Here is a 20,726-nt window from a genome sequence, read left to right as displayed (position 1 = left end):
GCAACTCAGCGCTATCAATAACGCAGGACGACCTGCCCGCCGGAGAGCCGGTTATGTTAACTCGAATTCTTATCGCCAACCGTGGCGCGATTGCGGTGCGTATCATCCGCACTCTAAAGCAAATGGGCATCACCGCCATTGCCGTGTATGCCGAAGCGGATAAACACGCCGAGCACGTTCGCCAGGCAGACATTGCCGTGTCGCTGGGTGACGGCAACGTCCGAGGAACCTATCTCAATCAGGACAAATTGTTCACCATCATGCGCGAAAACGGCGCACAAGCGGTGCACCCGGGTTACGGATTTTTAAGCGAAAACGCCAGCTTTGTTGAGCGCTGCGAGCGTGAAGGGGTGGTGTTTCTCGGCCCGACAACCGAACAGATGGCGGCTTTCGGTCTGAAACACCGCGCCCGTGAGCTGGCGGAGCAAAACCAGGTGCCGCTATTACCCGGCAGCGGCCTACTGACCACGCCGGAAGCCGCGCAGGAAGCCGCAGAGAAAATCGGTTATCCGGTGATGCTGAAAAGCACGGCAGGCGGTGGCGGCATAGGGATGCAGCGCTGCGACGATGCGACGGCGCTCAACGAGGCTTTTACCCGCGTCAAACGTCTGGCAGGCAACAACTTCGCCGACGATGGCGTTTTTTTAGAGAAATTTATTGCCCGGGCGCGGCACATCGAAGTCCAGGTCTTCGGCGACGGCAGCGGCAGCGTTATCGCGCTGGGCGAACGCGACTGCTCGGCCCAGCGGCGTAATCAGAAAGTTATTGAAGAAACCCCAGCGCCGCGCCTCTCTGACGTCAACCGTCGTGCACTGCACGACACCGCGATCCGCCTGTGCCAGGCGGTAAATTATCGCAGCGCCGGCACCGTGGAATACGTCTACGACGATGTGTCTGAGCAGTTCTGGTTTCTGGAAGTGAATACCCGCTTGCAGGTGGAGCACGGCGTCACCGAGATGGTCTACGGCGTGGATATTGTCCGTTGGATGGTCGAGTTAGGCGCACAAACGCTGCCTGCGCTGGCTTCTTTAGTGACTACGCCGCAGGGCCACGCTATTCAGGTGCGTCTGTATGCCGAGGATCCGGCGAAAAATTTCCAGCCGGTGGCCGGATTGCTCAGCGAAGTGGTTTTCCCGGAACGGGTGGAGTCGGCGCAACTGCGCATCGATAGCTGGATTTCCGGCGGCTGCGAGGTCTCGGCGTTTTACGATCCGATGCTGGCGAAAGTCATCGTCCATGCCGATAGCCGTACACAGGCGTTAGCGGCGCTACAAAGCGCCCTGGATCAAACCCGGCTTTACGGCATCGAAACCAACCTGAAGTGGCTGCGCCATTTGCTGACCCTGCCGCAGGTTCAGCAAGGCAAGGTGATTACCGCCACCTTAGGTGAAGTCAGTTGGCAGCCCGCCACGCTGGATGTGCTGAGCGGCGGCACGATGACCACGATTCAGGATTTACCGGGGCGCGTGGGCTACTGGGACGTTGGCGTTCCGCCCTCCGGCCCGTTCGACAGCCTGGCGTTTGAGCGGGGCAACCAGTTGTTGCAGAACCCACGCGACGCCGCTGGGCTGGAAATCACCCTGCGCGGCCCGACGCTGCGCGTAAATCAGGCGTGTTCCATCGTGCTGACCGGCGCGGATATCGACGCCACGCTTGACGATGCGCCCGTCGCCATGCGCCGGGTGATAAACGTGCTGGCAGGCCAGACCCTCAAACTCGGCGCGGTACAGGGCGCAGGCTGTCGCAGCTATCTGCTGATTGCCGGTGGGCTGGATTGCCCGCATTATCTGGGCAGCCGCAGTACCTTTACGCTGGGGAAATTTGGCGGCCATGCCGGACGGGCGCTGCGCGCGGGCGATGTTATTCACCTCGCCGCACCGGAAATCCGCCCTGACGCCACGCTGCCCGCCGATGCCTGGCCGAGTATCTCCAGCCACTGGCAGTTGCGGGTAATTTACGGCCCGCATGGCGCGCCGGAATTCTTTACCGACAAGGATATAGCGGAATTTTTCGCGGCCCGCTGGCAGGTGCATTACAACTCCAGCCGCACCGGCATCCGTCTGATAGGGCCAAAACCCACCTGGGCGCGTCCGGACGGCGGCGAGGCGGGGATGCATCCATCCAACATCCACGATAATGCCTACGCCTTCGGCACGGTGGATTTTACCGGCGACATGCCGGTTATCCTGGGTCCGGATGGCCCGTCGCTGGGCGGTTTTGTCTGCCCGGCTACGGTCATTCATCAGGATTTGTGGAAGCTGGGCCAATTAAAAGCGGGGGATACGATTTCGTTCGCGCCGGTCACGCTGGAAGAGGCTGACAGCACACAACAAACCGCCAGCGCGTCGGGTGACGTTGCGCTCGATGCCCTGCCATCGCCAATTTTATGGCGCGACGATGCCCGTGACGGTATGCCTGCGATAACCGTTCGGGCGGCAGGCGACCGTTTTCTGCTGGTGGAATATGGCGAGCAGCGCCTGGATATCGCCCTGCGCTTTCGGGTGCATGCGCTGATGCAGCAGCTGGAAACAATGACGATCGCCGGGCGGCTGGAGATGACGCCGGGGATCCGCTCCTTACAGATCCATTTCGATCCGGCGCAGTGCCCGCGCGATGCGCTGATCGCCATTATCCGCGAAGCCGATCTCCAGTTACGGGATCTGCGTAACGCCAGAGTGCCGTCGCGCACCGTCTGGCTGCCGCTCAGCTGGGACGACGCCGCCTGCCGCGAGGCGATTACCCGCTACACCCAGTCGGTACGACCCGGCGCGCCGTGGTGCCCGAGCAATATCGAATTTATACGCCGAATCAACGGGCTGGATAGCGTTGAACAGGTCAAAGAGATTGTGTTTAACGCCTCGTACTTGGTGATGGGTTTAGGCGATGTGTACCTTGGCGCGCCGGTCGCCACGCCTATCGATCCGCGCCACCGGCTGGTGACCACCAAATACAACCCGGCGCGAACCTGGACGGCGGAAAACTCGGTAGGCATCGGTGGCGCCTATTTATGCGTCTATGGAATGGAAGGGCCCGGCGGCTATCAGTTTGTGGGGCGTACCCTTCAGATGTGGAATCGCGACCGCAGAACGGACGCCTTTACCCAGCCGTGGCTGCTGCGCTTTTTCGACCAGATCCGCTTTTACCCGGTCAGCCATGAGGAGTTAATAACACTGCGCGAGCGCTTCCCGTGGGGCGACCATCCCTTGCGTATCGAACAGGGTGAGTTCAGCCTGAGCGACTGGCAACAGATGCTGGAGCAGGACGCAGCAGATATTGCCGCTTTCCAGGATAAGCGCCAGAAAGCCTTTGATGAGGAACTGGCCCGCTGGCGTGCTGATGGCCAGTTCACTTTTGAAAGTGAAGTCGAATCGCAGAATGACAGCGATGAGGTTATCCCTGAAAGCTGTTGCGGCGTCGAAAGCCTGGTAGCAGGCAGCGTGTGGCAATGGCTGGTAAAACCGGGAGAACAGGTTGCGGAAGGTCAATTGATCGGAATTCTCGAATCCATGAAAATGGAGATCCCGATTACCGCACCGGTTGCCGGAACGATCCGCACTTTCCAGCGCCAGCAGGGAAATCAGGTGCAGGCGGGGCAATTATTAATGGTGATTGAACGCGCTGCGTAAGCGCCGAGCCTGCCGGCGATCCTCCCGGCAGGCTTGATCGAGGCCCCGGAGAGGATTTACCCATTATTTCTACCCAAAGGCATAAATTTTCTTAAACTTAATTGCTGTTATTTATGAGCAGGTTACCCTGGAATGTGCCGCAATTTACCGCTTAAAAAAATCTAATCGCGCGATTAATCACCAACGCAAGCATCCCTGATTGTATTTAGGGACTATTCTTAATGTGCTTCTTAGCGTTCACGATCCCGCAGTGTGATTTATGAGGAGTTCTCAATGGAATATAAAGATCCAATGGTTGAGTTGCTCAGCAGCCTTGAGCAGATTGTTTTTAAAGATGATTCACAGAAAGTGACCCTGACCCATAAGCCGTCTGCTTTTTCCGAGTTTGAGCAATTGCGAAAAAGTACCGGTTTGAAAATTGATGACCTGGCCCGGGTGATGGGCGTGAGTGTTGCCATGGTGCATGAATGGGAATCAAAACGCGTAAAACCCTCCAGCACCGAACTGAAGCTGATGCGCCTGATTCAGGCGAACCCGATGCTCAGTAAGCAGTTGATGGAATAATTTTATTGCTCTGTATCCTTTAGGTTTTCCTGGTCGTGACAACCCCCGTCTTATACGGGGGTTGTGTGTTTTAAGGGTAAGCGCGGGTGCCTTCAGGCCCAATCTTTCCAGTTGACTGAAATGCGGGAGATCGCTCCCCCGCATCGCAATTACCTCCCTGCTTCGTAAGCAAGGACCGCCCGTAATTCGCTGTTTTGTTCTTTAAGGGTGAGTTCACATAAACGATCTTTCACCATCCAGATAAAACAAAGCAGCGTTACGCATACGACTAATACACAAAGAAATGTGTATTTATACTTTACAGGCATAATTGCCTCCTTCGGTTGAAGGGGCTACAATCCAACTGTCTAGGTGGGATTGCGGCCCCGTTAATTAAATGGATTTAATTACGGGGCTTTCGTCTACCTAACCATTGCGTCATGCTCCGGCTAAATAACCTTGAGCACCCGAGCGTTATAGTAATGATTTTTATATCGCAGATAATTAACGGAACCGTTAATAACGCCGATGTTGTAGATAAATAAAATAGTTTTCAGATAATAGCTGAAAGGATGTTCAGGAATAAGTTTGGGTGCCTTCAGGCCCAACCCATCAGTTGACTGAAATGCGGGAGATTTCTCTCCCGCACTGCTTTACCTCCCTGCTTCGCAGGCAAGCACTGCCCGTAATTCACTGTTTTGCTGTTTAATGCTGAATTCACAAAGGCGATCCTGCACTATCCAGATAAAACAGAGAAGGGTTACACATATGACTAATACACTTAAAAATGTGTATTTATGCTTTACAGGCATAATTGCCTCCTTCGTTGGAAGGGGCTACAATCTAACTGTGTGGTTAGGATTGTGGCCCCGTTAATTAAATGGATTTAATTACGGGGCTTTTGTCTACCTAACCATTGCGTCATGCTCCGGCTAAATAGCCTTGAGCACCCGATAGTGATAATACTGATGTTTCTCTTGCGTATAATTAGCAGAACCATTAACAGAACGGCTATTTTTAATAAATACACTTCTTTTAAGATAACGTAAAAAAATAAAAACCCGCCATCAATAGCGGGTTTTTATTTATTACAGCAACCGTTACTGCAGCAGTGAAATATCCGCTACCTGCAGGAACAGCTCGCGCAGCTTAGACAGCAGCGTCAGGCGGTTAACGCGCAGTTCCGGATCTTCTGCCATCACCATTACTTTATCGAAGAACGCATCGACCGGCGCACGCAGGGCGGCCAGTTCAACCAGCGCCTGCTGGTATTCGCCCTTCGCAAAGGCCGGTTCCAGTTTGTCGCGCAGGATAACTAACTGACGCGCCAGTTCGAGTTCTTCCGGCTCTTTTAAGACTGAAGCGCGCACATGGTCGTGCAGCGTTTCGGTGGATTTCGCCAGAATATTCGATACGCGCTTGTTGGCCGCTGCCAGCGCAGAAGCCGCCTCCAGGGTACGGAAATGTGATACCGCCTTCATGCGGGCATCGAAATCCGCCGGTTTGGTCGGGCGACGTGCCAGCACCGCCTGGATGGTATCCACGCTGTGGCCTTCTTCCTGATACCAGGCGCGGAAACGGCCCAGCATAAAGTCGATGACATCATCTACCACGTTAGCGTTGGACAGCTTGCTGCCATACAAACGCACCGCTTCTTCGGTCAGGGTTTGCAGATCGAGCGGCAGGTTTTTCTCAACGATAATGCGCAGCACGCCGAGCGCGGCACGGCGCAGCGCAAACGGGTCTTTATCGCCTTTCGGATGCTGGCCAATGCCGAAAATACCCGCCAGGGTATCCATCTTGTCAGCAATCGCCACCGCACAGGCCACCGGGTTAGACGGCAGGTCGTCGCCCGCGAAACGCGGCTGGTACTGCTCGTTCAGCGCCACGGCAACGTCTTCCGCTTCGCCGTCATGACGGGCATAGTGCATCCCCATCACGCCCTGGGTGTCGGTAAACTCGAACACCATGTTGGTCATCAGGTCGCATTTAGACAGCAGGCCCGCACGCGTCGCATGATTCACATCCGCGCCGATCTGCCCGGCAATCCAACCGGCAAGCGCCTGGATGCGGTCGGTTTTATCGCGCAGTGTGCCCAACTGCTGCTGGAACAACACGGTTTCCAGACGCGGCAGATGGTCTTCAAGACGTTTTTTGCGGTCGGTATTAAAGAAGAACTCCGCATCCGCCAGACGCGGGCGCACTACTTTCTCGTTACCGGAAATAATCTGCTGCGGATCTTTGGATTCGATGTTTGCTACGAAGATGAAGTTAGGCAGCAGTTTCCCGTTATTGTCGTACACCGGGAAGTACTTCTGGTCGCCTTTCATGGTGTAAACCAGCGCTTCTGCCGGTACCGCCAGGAATTTCTCTTCAAATTTGGCGGTCAGCACCACCGGCCATTCCACCAGCGAGGTGACTTCTTCCAGCAGGCTTTCACTCAGATCGGCATTGCCGCCAATTTTGCGCGCCGCGTCTTCCGCGTCGGCCTTGATTCTGGCTTTGCGCTGCTCGTAATCGGCGATGACTTTACCGCGTTCCAGCAGGATTTCCGGGTACTGGTCAGCGCGTTCAAGGGTGAATTCTGGCTCGCCCATAAAGCGGTGGCCACGGATCACCCGATCGGACTGAATACCCAGAATATTTGCCGGGATGAGCTTGTCATCAAGCAGTAGCGTAACGGTATGCACCGGACGCACAAAATGAACGTCGGAAGCGCCCCAACGCATCAGTTTTGGAATCGGCAATTTTGCCAGCGAGACGCTGATCATGCCGGGCAGCAGCGCTTCAACGCTTTCGCCTTTGACATGAGCGCGGTACAGCAGCCATTCGCCTTTATCCGTGGTTAAACGCTCGGCCTGATCGACGGTAATACCGCAGCCGCGCGCCCAACCTTCCGCCGCTTTGCTCGGTTTGCCTTCGGCATCAAAGGCCTGGGCGATGGCCGGGCCACGTTTTTCAACTTCGCGATCCGGCTGAGACTCCGCCAGGTTAGCAATTTTCAATGCCAGACGACGCGGCGCAGCGAACCACTTAACGTCGCCGTGGGCGATATTAGCCGCATCGAGTTCAGCAGTAACATTCGCAGCGAAGGATTCCGCCAGGCTGCGCAGGGCTTTTGGTGGCAGCTCTTCAGTGCCGATCTCCACCAGAAAAGTTTTTTCAGACATGGCAGCCTCTTAATTGTTTCTGTTACACATCGGGAAGCCCAGCGCTTCACGGGAAGCGTAATAGGCTTCCGCCACAGCTTTAGTCAGCGTACGAATTCGCAGGATATAGCGCTGACGCTCGGTTACCGAGATGGCCTTGCGGGCATCCAGCAGGTTGAAGCTGTGTGCGGCTTTCAGAATACGTTCATAGGCTGGCAGCGGCAGCGGGTTTTCCAGCGCCAGAAGCTGCTGGGCCTCTTTCTCATACTGCTCGAAGCAGGTGAAGAGGAAATCCACGTCCGCGTATTCGAAGTTATAGGTCGATTGTTCCACTTCGTTTTGATGGAACACGTCGCCGTAGGTGGTTTTACCCAGCGGACCGTCGCTCCACACCAGGTCATAGACGCTGTCCACGCCCTGGATATACATGGCGAGACGCTCAAGACCGTAGGTGATTTCACCGGTCACCGGCTTACATTCCAGGCCGCCAACCTGCTGGAAGTAGGTAAACTGAGTAACTTCCATACCGTTCAGCCACACTTCCCAGCCGAGGCCCCAGGCACCCAGCGTCGGGTTTTCCCAGTTATCTTCCACGAAGCGAATATCATGAATCGTTGGGTCCATACCCAGCTCTTTCAGCGATCCCAGGTACAGTTCCTGAATATTGTCTGGCGAGGGTTTGATGATCACCTGGAACTGATAGTAATGCTGTAAGCGGTTCGGGTTTTCGCCGTAACGGCCATCGGTCGGGCGGCGGGAAGGCTGCACGTAAGCGGCCGCGATGGGCTCAGGCCCAAGCGCACGCAGACAGGTCATTGGATGTGAGGTGCCGGCGCCGACTTCCATATCCAGCGGTTGAACGATGGTGCAGCCCTGGCGGGCCCAGTAATCCTGTAAGGTCAGGATCAAGCCCTGAAAGGTCTTGGTATCAAACTTTTGCATGTTGATTTCGCACGCGATACGAGTGGGTTTAAGTGGAAGCGACCAGTATATACTCAAAAGGCTCAGGGTTGCATCACAGGGGCAACGGAACGGGGCGTCAAATCGGGCTTCAGGATGGAATTCCAGCGATTATTTAGGGTTATTACCCACAGTTGATAGCATTAACGCATCGACAGATGTAAAAACTGCCCATTCATATCGAACGCGCAGGTAAAACCTTCCTGGCGTGCGGTACTGCCCTGCATTTCGTAACTGCCCTGAAAAGCGTCGAAATCTGTAATGCGGATATTCTGGCTGGAAAGGTTATAGCGATGAGCAGCGTTTTCCCGGCACTGGTTTTCCATCGCCAGCGAGTGCATCGGCGTAACCTTTGCTTTTTGGGCGTGCTGCGGCTGCGTTTCCTGGCTGGCGCAACCGGCGAGGAGGATGACGGCGGCAAGCATAGAAAAGCGTATGGGTGTCGTAGTCATTATACTTTGCTACCAGTGAGTAAGGGTTTATCCGCGCATTCAGGTCAGAATGCATTGTGGCTGGCCCACGCGGCACGTCGCAAGCCGCAGGAAACAAACTCGGACTGATCCGAGGTACAGTGAATAATTATTAGACCGACACTAGCGGAATAGCAAAGTGTGAGCCGGGGAGAAAATGCAGCAAAAAATAAATTGGATAGATAATTTGCGCGGCATCGCCTGTTTGATGGTGATTATGATCCACACCACGACCTGGTATATTACCAACGCTGATGTCGTTACGCCGTTTAGTTGGAATTTTTCCAACGTTCTGAATTCCGCCTCACGCGTCAGCGTTCCGCTGTTTTTTATGATTTCAGGCTACCTGTTTTTTGGCGAACGCAGCGCCGAACGACGCCACTTTTTACGTATCGGGTTGTGTCTGCTGTTTTACAGCACCGTTGCGTTTCTCTATATCGCGCTGTTTACCTCAATCAGTCCACGTTTATCGTTAATCAATCTGTTTCAAAAACCGGTGTTTTATCACCTGTGGTTTTTCTTCGCGATTATCGTTATTTACCTGCTGTCACCGTTGATTGCGGTGAAAAAAGTCGGGCTGCCGGTAATTTTTGGGCTGCTGTTGGTGGCAGGCGTGATCGCCAACCCGAATACAGTGCCGCAAAGTTTTCACGGCGTGAAATGGCTACCGGTTAACTTGTATATCAACGGCGATACGTTTTATTACGTGCTGTATGGATTATTAGGCCGCGCCATCGGCATGCTGGAAACGCAGTATCGCCGCTATACCGTTATTGCCGCGCTGCTGTTTATCGCCTGCGTCACGTTAATCAGCCTGGGAACACATTCGGAACTGGCGCGTGAAGGTAACTTTAGCGACACCTTTTATCTCTACTGTGGGCCGCTGGTTTTCATCGCCGCATTGAGTCTGTTTGTGGTGGTGAAAAATACCCTTAACGCCCGTCCATTGCCCGGACTGGCATTAATATCTCGCTACTCGCTTGGCATTTACGGCTTCCATGCCCTGTTTATTCATGCGCTGCGCACTCGTCATATTGAAATCACGCACTGGCCGGTGCTGGATATCATCTGGATCTTTAGCGCCACGCTGATGGGTTCGCTGATACTTTCTATGTTATTGCAGCGGATTGATACGCGCAGGTTGGTCAGCTAGCGCGCTGCCGGGCGCGATACAACTGGCGGGGTGATGAAAACCCTGCGGCATGAGAAGCCTGCTCAACGCCCTGCCCTTGCAGCAATCGTTGTTCAGCCTGCGCCAGGCGAAGCTGCTCAAGATAATCGCGCACGCTAATGCCCAAATGCTGCTGGAACAGGCGTGACAGGTGGCGCGGGCTGACAAACACCCGCGCGGCGATATCCGGCAGCCGCCATTCAGATTCCGGTGAGCCCGACAGCAAATCCTGGGCTTTATGCACCGCCGGATGCATATGATTACGATAGCGCAGCCAGGGCGATAGCTGCGGGTCCTCACCCGAACGGCGAAACCACACCACCATTTCACGGGCCACGTCTAACGCCAGCTGCGGGCCATGCAGTCGGTTAATCAGATGCAGGGATAAATCGATGCCGGACGTGATGCCCGCGCTGGTCCAGATACCGCGATCTTCGACAAAAATCCGCCCTTCACGCACGATAGCGGCCGGTTCGGCAGACTTAAGCCGCGAGATCACATCGTGATGAGTAGTGCATTCCACGCCGTGCAGCAGGCCGGAACGTGCCGCCAACAGCGAACCGGAGCAGACGCAAACCAGCTGTAAATCTTCACGCTGAATGGCGGCGAGCTGGCGGCCCAGCCAGCGGCGCGCCTCCACCGCCTGCGGCGTATCGAAGTAACGCGCAGAGTCGCTGACGCCGGAAAGCACCAGCAGGCTCCCTTTCGGCAAACTGTCAGGAAGCGGGCCTATGCCGCCCATGGTCAACCCGACCGAGGTGCTGACTTCTGGTTGTGGCCCAATGTAGTGCAAGTTGAACGCATCACGTGCCAGACCCAGCGTTTCCGCAGGCCCGATCATGTCCAGCGCCAGCGTACCGGGCAACACCAAAAACCAGACATCTGTTTTCATCTCAGCGACTCCAGGCATTCAGAGACCGTTTGCACCGTGGCGAAGCGGCCTTCCAGCACCGTTTCAGTACGATGACGCAAGGTTTGGCTATCCAGAGTAATGTCTTTATAGCGCATCGCAAAGGTCAGCATTGCCTCAGAAACAAAACTTACCCGATACCCCAGGTCAGACGCCACGCGTGCTGTGGTTTCGCAGCACTGCTCGGTGCGTATCCCGCAAATAATCAGATGGTTGATTCCCCGGACGCGTAACCAGTGATCAAGCCCGGTGTCGGTAAACGCGTTATGAACATGCTTATGAAAAGTAACATCTGCCTCATGCGTCAGGAAAGGCATCGGCTTCACATAGCCGGACTCCAGCGAAAACGGCCCCTGGTCGGCAACGTGGAATATGTCCACTACCGGAATATCCAGCTTTTGGCAACCGGCAATCAGTTGAGAAATCGCCAGTTGGAAATCAGCAAAGTCGATATCTTCCCAGTAATCGCGATGAAAGAAAGAAACCTGAGAATCAATGTTAATCAATGCGGTGTGTGACATTTTAGGACGCCTCGCTCAGTGGGTGTAACCCCATTCTGGCAAGGCGTCTGAAAGCGGGTAATACCAAAAACGGACAAAGAAAGGTAAAACCAGGACGACTCACGTCGTTACTTCATCAAGGGCGCCAGATGCTGATAAATCTGCCGGAAGGTTTCACGTCTTTCGCTATAGCGTTTGACGTTAGCATCGTCAGGCTGATGCTGCTGCTCCAGATGCAACGGCGGCAGTAAATCCTGCAGCGGACGCCCAGGCGAAAGCGCTATCTGCGCCAGCCGCGCCGCGCCCAACGCCGGGCCGACATCGCCGCCGGTGCGGTAATCGAGCGTTTGCCCGCTGATATCCGCCAGCATTTGCCGCCAGTATTCACTGCGTGCCCCGCCACCAATGAGCGTGATGCTTTGCGGCTGCAACCCGCAGCTATGGACCACGTCCATTCCATCCGCCAGCGCATAGCCTACCCCTTCAAGCACGGCTTGAGCCAGTTCCGCCGGGCCGTGCTGATGGGTCATGCCAAAAAACACGCCTTTGGCGTTCGGGTTGTTATGGGGCGTCCGCTCGCCGGAAAGATAGGGAAGAAACCACACCGGGCCCGCATCAACGTTAGCCTGTTTTGCTGCGTCAATTAACGCCGGGACACTGCCCAAACCGGTAAGTTTCACCGCCCAGTCCAGGCAGGAAGCGGCGCTCAGCATGACGGACATCAGATGCCAGCGTTTGGGTAATGCATGGCAGAAACTGTGAACGGCGCTTTCCGGTTTCAATAAAAAGCCATCGCTAACCGCAAAGTAAACACCCGACGTTCCTAAAGAAAGCATTGCCTGCCCGGCATCGGCGATGCCCACGCCAACCGCGCCTGCGGCATTATCACCGCCGCCTGCAACGACCGGCACAGCAGGCATATTCCAGCGGCTGGCGATATCCGCCGTTAACGTTCCCGTGACTTCACTGCCTTCAAACAGCACAGGCATGTGCTGACGCGTTAACCCGCACGCCTCAAGCATCACCTCACTCCAGTCTCGTTTGCCGACATCCAACCACATCGTTCCCGCAGCGTCAGACATATCGCCGGCAAACTCACCGGTCATCCGCAAACGCAAATAATCTTTTGGTAATAAAACCTTATCGACCTGTTCAAACACCGCAGGCTCATGGCGTTGCACCCATAGCAGCTTGGGCGCGGTAAAGCCCGGCATCATCAGGTTACCGGTGATGGAACGGGAATCAGCGACCCGTGACTCAAGCAGTTGGCACTCTTCGCCGCAGCGGCCATCGTTCCACAAAATGGCCGGGCGCAGCACCCGCTGCTGTTTATCCAGCAGCGTTGCGCCATGCATCTGCCCGGCAATGCCCAGCGCTTTTACGTCACGCAGACTGTGCTGTGCGCCCAACGCCTGCATCGCCTTATCAGTTGCTTGCCACCATGAATCGGGATCCTGCTCTGACCACAGGGGATGAGGGCGCGATACCGTCAGCGGTTCGGAATGCGTCGCCAGCAGTTCGCCCTCCTCGCCCAGCAAAATGACCTTCACGCCCGAGGTACCCAAATCAATCCCGATATACATGGCGGCAACTCCTTAATCAGCGCCACCGTTGTGGCGCAGGGGTTTAACGATCGAACAGATAGTGATTCACCAGATTTTCCAACAGCTCCTGATGCCCGCTCTGATGACGCGGCGCCAGGTTCTGTTGCTCAGCGTACTTCGCTAATTGCTCCAGCGAGAGCTGTCCTTTCAGGATTTGCTGGCCCAGTTCACCATTCCAGCCGGCATAGCGTTTGGCAACGCGGCTATCCAGTTCACCGTCTTCGATCATGCGAGCGGCCACTTTCAGCGCCAGCGCCATGGTATCCATCGCGCCAATATGACCATAGAACAGATCGTATTTATCGGTACTTTGACGGCGCACTTTGGCATCAAAGTTCAGCCCGCCGGTGGTGAACCCGCCTGCTTTGATGATTTCATACATCACCAGGGCGTTCTCTTCCACGCTGATCGGGAACTGGTCGGTATCCCAGCCCAGCTGCGGGTCGCCACGGTTGGCGTCAACGGAACCGAATATGCCCAGCGCAATCGCCGTGGCGATTTCATGGTGGAAAGAGTGCCCGGCCAGCGTGGCGTGGTTAGCTTCGATATTGACCTTAATTTCTTTTTCCAGGCCAAACTGTTTCAGGAAGCCGTAAACCGTCGCCACATCGTAATCGTACTGATGTTTCGTCGGCTCCTGCGGTTTTGGCTCAATTAACAGCGTACCCTGGAAGCCGATTTTGTGTTTATGCTCGACCACCATTTGCATGAAACGGCCAATCTGCTCGCGCTCCTGACGTAAGTCGGTATTCAGCAGTGTTTCGTACCCTTCGCGACCACCCCACAGCACGTAGTTTTCGCCGCCCAGGCGGTGCGTGGCGTTCATGGCCGTGACCACCTGCGTGGCCGCCCAGGAAAACACGTCCGGGTCCGGGCTGGTTGCCGCGCCAGCGCCGTAGCGCGGATTGGTGAAGCAGTTGGCGGTGCCCCACAGCAATTTCACACCTGACTGCTGCTGTTTCTGCTCAAGCACATCGACCATATGGCTGAAATTATTCAAATACTCTTTAAGCGATGCCCCTTCCGGCGAGACGTCAACATCGTGGAAGCAGTAATACGGCACATTCAGCTTATGGAAAAACTCAAACGCCACCTCCGCTTTACGGGTCGCCAGCGCCAGCGCATCGCCTGGCTGCTGCCAGGGACGGTCAAAGGAGCCGACACCAAACATATCCGCGCCATTCCAACAGAACGTGTGCCAGTAGCACGCGGCGAACCGCAGATGATCTTCCATGCGTTTACCCAGCACTTTTTGGTCCGGGTTGTAATGACGAAACGCCAGAGGGTTCGACGTCTCTGGTCCTTCATATTTCACACGTTCAAGCTGGTCGAAATAATTTTGCATAATTAACTCCGTAATCAGAGAGCAGGTTCGGGCACTGTGTAAAATAATCCTGGATATTAGCCGCCCGTTACTCAATTACGTTATTTCACACTTCCATTAAGATAATGCACAAACGCGCCACCGGTCACAAAATCTATATTTACAGAAATGGCAAAACTGCGAGAAATTATCCAGAACCAGGCAATTCGTATTACTTGTTAAATTTAAAATTCGATCGCAGTCATAAAACAGAAAACAAACAAAAAAACGTAATGCCGGGACGAAAATCTGTAATTGAAGGTTTATCGCTTCCAGGTCAAAACTCTAAATGTTTACTGAAAAGAACGTCTCTTTACTCTGAGTTGTAATACGCCACTATCACTCTATACCCTAAATAATTTGAGTTGCGGGAAGGCGGCAAGGGAGCGAATCCCAGGAGCGTACATAAGTATATGACTGGGATGAGTGAGCGCAGCCAACGCACCGGCTACTTGAAGTATGACGGGTATATAACAGGTACTAACACTATGAAGATAAAGAACCTTACCCTCACCCTGTGCGCTTCGTTGCTGTTGACCAGCATGAGCGGCATCGCCAAAGAAGTGAAGATCGGCATGGCAATTGACGACCTTCGTCTGGAACGCTGGCAAAAAGACCGCGATATTTTCGTCAATAAAGCGGAGGCGCTGGGCGCGAAAGTCTTTGTACAATCAGCAAATGGTAACGAAGAAACCCAGATGTCGCAGATTGAAAACATGATAAATCGCGGCGTCGATGTATTAGTCATAATTCCTTACAACGGCCAGGTATTAAGCAACGTGGTGGCCGAAGCCAAACGCGAAGGAATTAAAGTATTAGCGTATGACCGAATGATTAATAACGCCGATATCGATTTCTATATTTCTTTTGATAACGAAAAAGTGGGTGAATTACAGGCTAAAACGCTGGTTGATAAAGTGCCGCAGGGTAATTACTTCCTGATGGGCGGTTCACCGGTGGACAATAACGCCAAACTGTTCCGCGCCGGGCAGATGAAAGTGCTGAAACCCTTTATCGATGACGGCAAAATTCATATCGTCGGCGATCAGTGGGTAGACGGCTGGCTGCCTGAAAACGCCCTGAAAATCATGGAAAACGCCTTAACGGCCAACAACAACAAAATCGATGCCGTTGTCGCTTCTAATGATGCCACCGCAGGCGGCGCAATCCAGGCGCTGAGCGCCCAGGGGCTGGCCGGTAAAGTCGCCATTTCCGGGCAGGATGCGGACCTCGCTGGCGTGAAACGTATTATCGCCGGTACTCAGACCATGACGGTGTATAAGCCGATCACCGAACTCGCCAATACCGCAGCGCAAATTGCCGTGGAATTGGGTAATGGGCAAACGCCGAAATCTGACGCGAAACTGAATAACGGGCTTAAAGATGTGCCAGCCCGCCTGCTGAATCCTATCGAAGTGGATAAAACCAATATCGAAACCACCGTCATCAAAGACGGCTTCCACAAGCAAAGCGATTTGTAATCTCTGGGCGCCCGCAGTCATTTGCGGGCGCTATCGGCCTGAATTCAACCGTGAACAACGGGGTTGGCATGCCTTACTTACTTGAGATGAAAAACATCACCAAAGCCTTTGGTGTTGTGAAAGCGGTGGATAACGTCAGCCTGAACGTCAGCGCAGGCGACGTGCTTTCTCTGTGCGGAGAAAACGGCTCCGGGAAATCCACGTTAATGAAAGTGTTATGCGGCATTTATCCGCATGGCAGTTTTGACGGCGAGATCTGGTTCGCCGGGGAAAAGCTCGAAGCGAGCCATATTCGCGATACCGAGCGCAAAGGCATCGCGATTATTCACCAGGAGCTGGCGCTGGTTAAACACCTCACCATTCTGGAAAACATTTTTCTGGGCACAGAGATCACCCGCCACGGCGTGATGGATTATGACACGATGACGCTGCGCTGCCAGAAGCTGCTGGCGCAGGTGAACCTGAACCTTTCGCCCGATACCCGCGTGGGTGATTTGGGCCTTGGGCACCAGCAACTGGTAGAAATCGCTAAGGCACTGAATAAACAGGTGCGGTTACTGATCCTCGATGAACCGACGGCGTCGCTGACCGAGCAGGAAACCACGGTATTGCTGAATATCATTCGCGATCTGCAAAATCACGGTATCGCCTGTATTTATATTTCTCACAAGCTGAACGAAGTTAAAGCCATCTCCAACACCATTTGCGTGATCCGGGACGGCCAGCATATCGGCACCCGCGATGCAGAGCAGATGAGCGAAAGCGACATTATCACCATGATGGTGGGCCGCGAATTAACCTCGCTTTACCCCAACGAACCGCATCAGGTACATGACGAGATTTTGCGCGTCGAGCACCTCACCGCCTGGCATCCGGTCAATCGCCACATTAAGCGCGTGAACGATATCTCGTTCAGTCTGCGGCGCGGCGAGATCCTGGGTATTGCCGGCCTGGTCGGCGCTGGGCGAACCGAGGCGGTGCAATGCCTGTTCGGCGTCTGGCCCGGGCGTTGGGAAGGCCAGATTATTATCGATGGCGCGCCGGTTTCAATTAAAAGCTGCCAGCAGGCCATTGCCCACGGTATCGCGATGGTGCCGGAAGATCGCAAAAAAGACGGCATCGTGCCGGTAATGGCGGTAGGGAAAAATATCACTTTAGCGTCGTTAAGCGATTTTACCGGTCCAGTGAGTACCCTGGATGATGCGGCGGAACAGCAGTGCATTTTGCAGTCCATCGCCCGGTTGAAAGTGAAAACCTCGTCCCCGGAACTGGCGATTGGCCGGTTAAGCGGCGGGAACCAGCAAAAAGCCATTCTGGCGCGCTGTCTGCTGCTTAACCCACGCATTCTGATCCTCGATGAACCGACCAGAGGCATCGATATCGGGGCCAAATATGAAATCTACAAGCTGATTAACCAACTGGTGCAACAAGGCATCGCCGTCATCGTTATTTCTTCAGAATTACCGGAGGTTCTCGGCCTGAGCGACCGGGTACTGGTGATGCATGAAGGACGTCTGAAAGCCAATCTGATCAACCAAAACCTGACCCAGGAGCAGGTAATGGAAGCGGCCCTGAGGAGCGAACCCCATGTCGAAAAGCAACCTGTCTGAAATAAAACTCGCTGCTCCGCTGGCGAAAACACCCGGTGGCCTGAAAGCACTTAACTTACAAGTGTTTGTCATGATCGCCGCCATCATTGTGATTATGCTGTTTTTTACCTTTATGACCGAAGGCGCGTATCTCAGCGCGCGTAACGTCTCCAACCTGCTGCGTCAGACCGCCATTACCGGCATCCTGGCGGTAGGCATGGTGTTCGTGATTATTTCGGCGGAAATTGACCTGTCTGTTGGCTCAATGATGGGGCTGCTGGGCGGCGCGGCGGCGATATTCGACGTCTGGCTGGGTTGGCCGCTGCCGCTGACGGTGGTGGTCACGCTGGCGCTTGGGCTGTTGCTGGGCACCTGGAACGGCTGGTGGGTCGCCTATCGCAAAGTGCCGTCGTTTATCGTCACCCTTGCGGGAATGCTGGCATTTCGCGGCATCTTAATCGGTATTACCAACGGGACAACCGTTTCGCCGACCAGTAATGCCATGTCGCAAATCGGCCAAAGTTATTTGTCTAACGGCATTGGTTTTGTCGTCGGTACGCTTGGGCTGATGGCGTTTATGGCGTGGCAATGGCGTGGCCGGGTACGCCGCCAGACCTTAGGATTACCCGTGAATGCCGCCAGCGGTACGGTAGGCAAACAGGCGCTCATCGCGGTGATCGTCCTGGGCGCGATCTGGTTGCTGAACGACTATCGCGGCGTGCCGACGCCGGTGTTAATCCTCGCGTTTTTGCTGCTGGGCGGGATGTTTATGGCGACGCGCACCGCCTTTGGCCGCCGGATTTACGCCATCGGCGGCAATATAGAAGCGGCGCGCTTATCCGGTATTAACGTCGAGCGTACTAAGCTGGCGGTGTTTGCGATTAATGGCCTGATGGTGGCGATAGCCGGGTTGATATTAAGCTCGCGGCTCGGCGCAGGGTCCCCTTCCGCCGGGAACATTGCCGAGCTGGACGCGATTGCCGCCTGTGTTATTGGCGGGACCAGTCTCGCGGGCGGGATTGGCAGCGTTGCCGGGGCGGTAATGGGTGCCTTTATCATGGCCTCGCTGGATAACGGCATGAGCATGATGGACGTGCCGACCTTCTGGCAGTACATCGTGAAAGGCGCAATTTTATTGCTGGCTGTCTGGATGGATTCCGCCACCAAGCGACGCGGCTAATAAACTGCGTAACCGATCGCAATGCCGGAGCGTAAAAACTCCGGCATCTTGTCATTTATGCTATTCAGGAAAGGGAAGAACTGTCAGGGCTACGTCATGTTTGAAAAACGTCACCGTATTACTTTGCTGTTTAACGCTAATAAAGCCTATGACCGGCAAGTGGTTGAGGGGGTAGGAGAATATCTTCAGGCGACCCAATCGAGCTGGGATATTTTTATTGAAGAGGATTTCCGGGCGCGTATCGATAACATTAAAGAGTGGTTAGGTGACGGCGTCATCGCGGATTTTGACGACAAGGAAATTGAGCTACTGTTGGCGGATGTGAATGTGCCAATCGTCGGCGTGGGCGGCTCCTATCATCGTGCGGAGCATTATCCTCCGGTTCATTACATCGCCACCGATAACTATGCCTTGGTTGAACAGGCCTTTCTGCATTTGAAAGAAAAAGGCGTACATCGCTTTGCCTTCTACGGATTACCTGCGTCCAGCGGCAAACGCTGGGCGGCGGAACGCGAACACGCGTTCTGCCAGCTCGTGGCCCAGGAAAAATACCGTGGCGTGGTGTATCAGGGCCTGGAAACCGCGCCGGATAACTGGCAACACGCCCAAAATCGCCTGGCAGACTGGCTGCAAACTCTGCCGCCGCAAACCGGCATTATTGCGGTAACCGATGCGCGCGCCCGCCACGTCTTGCAGGTCTGTGAGCATTTGCATATTCCGGTGCCGGAAAAGATTTGCGTGATTGGTATCGATAACGAAGAACTGACGCGCTACCTTTCACGGGTCGCGCTGTCGTCGGTGGCGCAAGGCACACGCCAGATGGGTTATCAGGCGGCAAAACTGCTTCACCGCCTGCTAGCTAATGAAACCCTGCCGCTGCAACGCCTGCTGGTGCCGCCGGTCAAGGTGGTTGAACGCCAGTCCACAGATTACCGTTCTCTGCACGATCCAGCCGTGATTCAGGCGATGCATTACATCCGTAATCACGCCTGTAAGGGCATTAAAGTTGAACAGGTGCTGGATGCCATTGGCATGTCGCGATCTAATCTTGAAAAACGGTTTAAAGAAGAAGTCGGCGAAACCATTCACGCCGTGCTGCACGCCGAAAAGCTTCATAAAGCGCGCAGTCTGCTGATTTCCACTTCGCTCTCCATCAACGAGATTTCACAAATCTGCGGCTATCCATCGCTGCAATATTTCTATTCGGTTTTCAAAAAAGAGTACGATGCCACGCCGAAAGATTATCGTGAACGGCATAGCGAGTTTTCCCGTTAGACAATAAAAAACCCGGCCTGATTAGCCGGGTTTTTCGGTTCATAGGTTATCAATTACATGTTCGCCGCCAGCAGCCGCTGGTTATCCTGATACATAGCAAACAGGTAATTGTTATAGCTCTGACCTTTGGTGGAGTAGCCTTTGAGCTTGTGGATCATATTGCTCGCCGTCAGCTCCTGGTCCGCTTTACGCAACTGGGCACGAGACTTACGGAACGATGAATACGCCGGATGGGTATTCAGGTTGTTCACGTATGCCGTCACGGACTCCTTCACGGATTCAAAGTGCGAGTAACCTTTCACTTTGCCGGTCCCGCTGTTGCAGTGTCTTTTCGAACACTTCATGCCAAAAAGGTTGTTATTGCTGCGGGCAAGTTTCGAGGTGCCCCAACCGCTTTCTGCGGCAGCCATCGTCGCAACCATACTGGTTGGAATGATGTCTACGCGCTCAAGCAATGTGTTCCACGGAATACGTTTAGTATTGCCGCTCCATTTCACGTCGTAGTTTTGGGCAATTTTCTTCAGACGCGCGCGTTCGCTCGGCGACCAGCGCCCGTCGTACTGTTTAGAGATAAGCCAGTTACGTTCCGCAGTAATCACCGCGTTTTGGCTGGTAATGTAAGGCATGACTGTCCGGAGAAACGCTTTTTTTCTTGGGGTCCCGGAAGGGTATTTTCGCAAATCAGGAAGTGAACCGCTTATTTCACTATTGCGAGAATACTCTTTTTTACTGCTTGCCTGGTGCTTACCGCTGGTTTTCTTAATCTGAGCTGTGTGACTCGTCGTCGTGTGCTGTTTTGCCAGCACTTCACCTGAAACTGCATAGGTGAAAAAGATGAGTATCGCCGCCCCGATTCGTCGTAATCGAGTCGATATCATTAGGTCTCCTGGTCGGATAAATGCATT

General features: G+C 54.4%; 17 protein-coding genes. 7 read left to right on the top strand and 10 right to left on the bottom strand.

Going from position 1 to position 20,726, the window contains the following annotated elements; genetic code table 11:
• The first annotated feature begins 53 nt into the window (after positions 1-53).
• Both uca and ACVV26_RS00670 read left to right on the top strand, forming a co-directional pair.
• Entirely contained in the window at positions 54-3,626 is a 3,573-nt protein-coding gene (gene uca / locus ACVV26_RS00675; RefSeq protein WP_474799541.1) for an urea carboxylase, read from the top strand.
• Between the two features lie 273 nt (positions 3,627-3,899).
• On the top strand, positions 3,900-4,190 hold the full coding sequence (locus ACVV26_RS00670; RefSeq protein WP_312983173.1) for an HTH-type transcriptional regulator: 291 nt from the start codon (positions 3,900-3,902) through the stop codon (positions 4,188-4,190).
• A 149-nt stretch (positions 4,191-4,339) separates the two neighbouring features.
• On the opposite strand, the gene ACVV26_RS00665 is transcribed toward ACVV26_RS00670, so the two are convergent.
• The 5 genes from ACVV26_RS00665 to ACVV26_RS00645 all read right to left on the bottom strand — a co-directional run bounded on the left by ACVV26_RS00665 (position 4,340) and on the right by ACVV26_RS00645 (position 8,730).
• Complete coding sequence (locus tag ACVV26_RS00665) at positions 4,340-4,498, bottom strand: Hok/Gef family protein (RefSeq protein ID WP_474799540.1); 159 nt, start codon at positions 4,496-4,498, stop codon at positions 4,340-4,342.
• Between the two features lie 324 nt (positions 4,499-4,822).
• The gene (locus tag ACVV26_RS00660; protein WP_312983176.1) at positions 4,823-4,981 is read right to left on the bottom strand and encodes a Hok/Gef family protein; all 159 of its coding nucleotides are present in this window, start codon (positions 4,979-4,981) and stop codon (positions 4,823-4,825) included.
• A 288-nt stretch (positions 4,982-5,269) separates the two neighbouring features.
• On the bottom strand, positions 5,270-7,339 hold the full coding sequence (gene glyS / locus ACVV26_RS00655; protein WP_474799539.1) for a glycine--tRNA ligase subunit beta: 2,070 nt from the start codon (positions 7,337-7,339) through the stop codon (positions 5,270-5,272).
• Positions 7,340-7,348: 9 nt separating this feature from the next.
• Positions 7,349-8,260: a glycine--tRNA ligase subunit alpha gene (gene glyQ, locus ACVV26_RS00650; RefSeq protein ID WP_002435350.1), complete on the bottom strand. Its 912-nt coding sequence runs from the start codon at positions 8,258-8,260 to the stop codon at positions 7,349-7,351.
• 161 nt (positions 8,261-8,421) lie between these two features.
• A complete protein-coding gene (locus tag ACVV26_RS00645; RefSeq protein WP_312983180.1) occupies positions 8,422-8,730 on the bottom strand; it encodes a YsaB family lipoprotein in 309 nt (102 codons plus the stop codon).
• A gap of 175 nt (positions 8,731-8,905) precedes the next feature.
• On the opposite strand from ACVV26_RS00645, the gene ACVV26_RS00640 reads away from it, so the two are divergent.
• Entirely contained in the window at positions 8,906-9,901 is a 996-nt protein-coding gene (locus tag ACVV26_RS00640) for an acyltransferase (RefSeq protein ID WP_474799537.1), read from the top strand.
• Here the strand turns inward: ACVV26_RS00640 and ACVV26_RS00635 are convergent.
• The 4 genes from ACVV26_RS00635 to xylA form a co-directional block, all read right to left on the bottom strand.
• On the bottom strand, positions 9,894-10,811 hold the full coding sequence (locus ACVV26_RS00635; RefSeq protein WP_474799536.1) for a GlxA family transcriptional regulator: 918 nt from the start codon (positions 10,809-10,811) through the stop codon (positions 9,894-9,896). The two genes, ACVV26_RS00640 and ACVV26_RS00635, sit on opposite strands and share 8 nt — an antisense overlap.
• Entirely contained in the window at positions 10,808-11,350 is a 543-nt protein-coding gene (locus tag ACVV26_RS00630; protein WP_474799534.1) for a cysteine hydrolase family protein, read from the bottom strand. Before ACVV26_RS00630 ends, ACVV26_RS00635 begins: the two co-directional genes overlap by 4 nt.
• Positions 11,351-11,457: 107 nt before the next feature.
• Complete coding sequence (gene xylB / locus ACVV26_RS00625) at positions 11,458-12,912, bottom strand: xylulokinase (protein WP_474799533.1); 1,455 nt, start codon at positions 12,910-12,912, stop codon at positions 11,458-11,460.
• A gap of 43 nt (positions 12,913-12,955) precedes the next feature.
• Positions 12,956-14,278, bottom strand: coding sequence for a xylose isomerase (gene xylA / locus ACVV26_RS00620; protein WP_474799532.1), 1,323 nt, complete (start codon positions 14,276-14,278; stop codon positions 12,956-12,958).
• A gap of 506 nt (positions 14,279-14,784) precedes the next feature.
• Between xylA and xylF the strand changes: the two genes are divergently transcribed.
• The 4 genes from xylF (at position 14,785) to xylR (ending at position 19,821) form a co-directional block, all read left to right on the top strand.
• Entirely contained in the window at positions 14,785-15,777 is a 993-nt protein-coding gene (gene xylF, locus ACVV26_RS00615; protein ID WP_312983190.1) for a D-xylose ABC transporter substrate-binding protein, read from the top strand.
• Between the two features lie 68 nt (positions 15,778-15,845).
• Complete coding sequence (locus tag ACVV26_RS00610; RefSeq protein WP_474799531.1) at positions 15,846-17,387, top strand: xylose ABC transporter ATP-binding protein; 1,542 nt, start codon at positions 15,846-15,848, stop codon at positions 17,385-17,387.
• Entirely contained in the window at positions 17,365-18,546 is a 1,182-nt protein-coding gene (gene xylH, locus ACVV26_RS00605) for a xylose ABC transporter permease XylH (protein WP_144131862.1), read from the top strand. Before ACVV26_RS00610 ends, xylH begins: the two co-directional genes overlap by 23 nt.
• 96 nt (positions 18,547-18,642) lie before the next feature.
• Positions 18,643-19,821 (top strand): D-xylose utilization transcriptional activator XylR, encoded by a 1,179-nt coding sequence (gene xylR, locus ACVV26_RS00600; protein WP_312983194.1) that lies wholly within the window; start codon positions 18,643-18,645, stop codon positions 19,819-19,821.
• A gap of 53 nt (positions 19,822-19,874) precedes the next feature.
• Here xylR and ACVV26_RS00595 read toward each other — a convergent pair whose 3' ends face one another.
• Positions 19,875-20,699 (bottom strand): protein bax, encoded by an 825-nt coding sequence (locus tag ACVV26_RS00595; protein WP_312984211.1) that lies wholly within the window; start codon positions 20,697-20,699, stop codon positions 19,875-19,877.
• Positions 20,700-20,726 lie beyond the last annotated feature (27 nt).

This window comes from Atlantibacter sp. MEI4A-1023, assembly GCF_056155425.1.
This window is presented reverse-complemented; position numbering and strand designations above follow the sequence as displayed.

What these genes read in the sequence shown, in the direction of transcription:
- xylF (WP_312983190.1), top strand. Translation starts at nt 14,785, where the DNA reads ATGAAGATAAAGAACCTTACCCTCACCCTGTGCGCTTCGTTGCTGTTG.
- ACVV26_RS00670 (WP_312983173.1), top strand. Translation starts at nt 3,900, where the DNA reads ATGGAATATAAAGATCCAATGGTTGAGTTGCTCAGCAGCCTTGAGCAG.
- xylR (WP_312983194.1), top strand. Translation starts at nt 18,643, where the DNA reads ATGTTTGAAAAACGTCACCGTATTACTTTGCTGTTTAACGCTAATAAA.
- ACVV26_RS00610 (WP_474799531.1), top strand. Translation starts at nt 15,846, where the DNA reads ATGCCTTACTTACTTGAGATGAAAAACATCACCAAAGCCTTTGGTGTT.
- glyQ (WP_002435350.1), bottom strand. Translation starts at nt 8,260, where the DNA reads ATGCAAAAGTTTGATACCAAGACCTTTCAGGGCTTGATCCTGACCTTA.
- ACVV26_RS00665 (WP_474799540.1), bottom strand. Translation starts at nt 4,498, where the DNA reads ATGCCTGTAAAGTATAAATACACATTTCTTTGTGTATTAGTCGTATGC.
- ACVV26_RS00645 (WP_312983180.1), bottom strand. Translation starts at nt 8,730, where the DNA reads ATGACTACGACACCCATACGCTTTTCTATGCTTGCCGCCGTCATCCTC.
- xylH (WP_144131862.1), top strand. Translation starts at nt 17,365, where the DNA reads ATGTCGAAAAGCAACCTGTCTGAAATAAAACTCGCTGCTCCGCTGGCG.
- xylB (WP_474799533.1), bottom strand. Translation starts at nt 12,912, where the DNA reads ATGTATATCGGGATTGATTTGGGTACCTCGGGCGTGAAGGTCATTTTG.
- ACVV26_RS00660 (WP_312983176.1), bottom strand. Translation starts at nt 4,981, where the DNA reads ATGCCTGTAAAGCATAAATACACATTTTTAAGTGTATTAGTCATATGT.
- uca (WP_474799541.1), top strand. Translation starts at nt 54, where the DNA reads ATGTTAACTCGAATTCTTATCGCCAACCGTGGCGCGATTGCGGTGCGT.
- ACVV26_RS00630 (WP_474799534.1), bottom strand. Translation starts at nt 11,350, where the DNA reads ATGTCACACACCGCATTGATTAACATTGATTCTCAGGTTTCTTTCTTT.
- glyS (WP_474799539.1), bottom strand. Translation starts at nt 7,339, where the DNA reads ATGTCTGAAAAAACTTTTCTGGTGGAGATCGGCACTGAAGAGCTGCCA.
- ACVV26_RS00635 (WP_474799536.1), bottom strand. Translation starts at nt 10,811, where the DNA reads ATGAAAACAGATGTCTGGTTTTTGGTGTTGCCCGGTACGCTGGCGCTG.
- ACVV26_RS00595 (WP_312984211.1), bottom strand. Translation starts at nt 20,699, where the DNA reads ATGATATCGACTCGATTACGACGAATCGGGGCGGCGATACTCATCTTT.
- ACVV26_RS00640 (WP_474799537.1), top strand. Translation starts at nt 8,906, where the DNA reads ATGCAGCAAAAAATAAATTGGATAGATAATTTGCGCGGCATCGCCTGT.
- xylA (WP_474799532.1), bottom strand. Translation starts at nt 14,278, where the DNA reads ATGCAAAATTATTTCGACCAGCTTGAACGTGTGAAATATGAAGGACCA.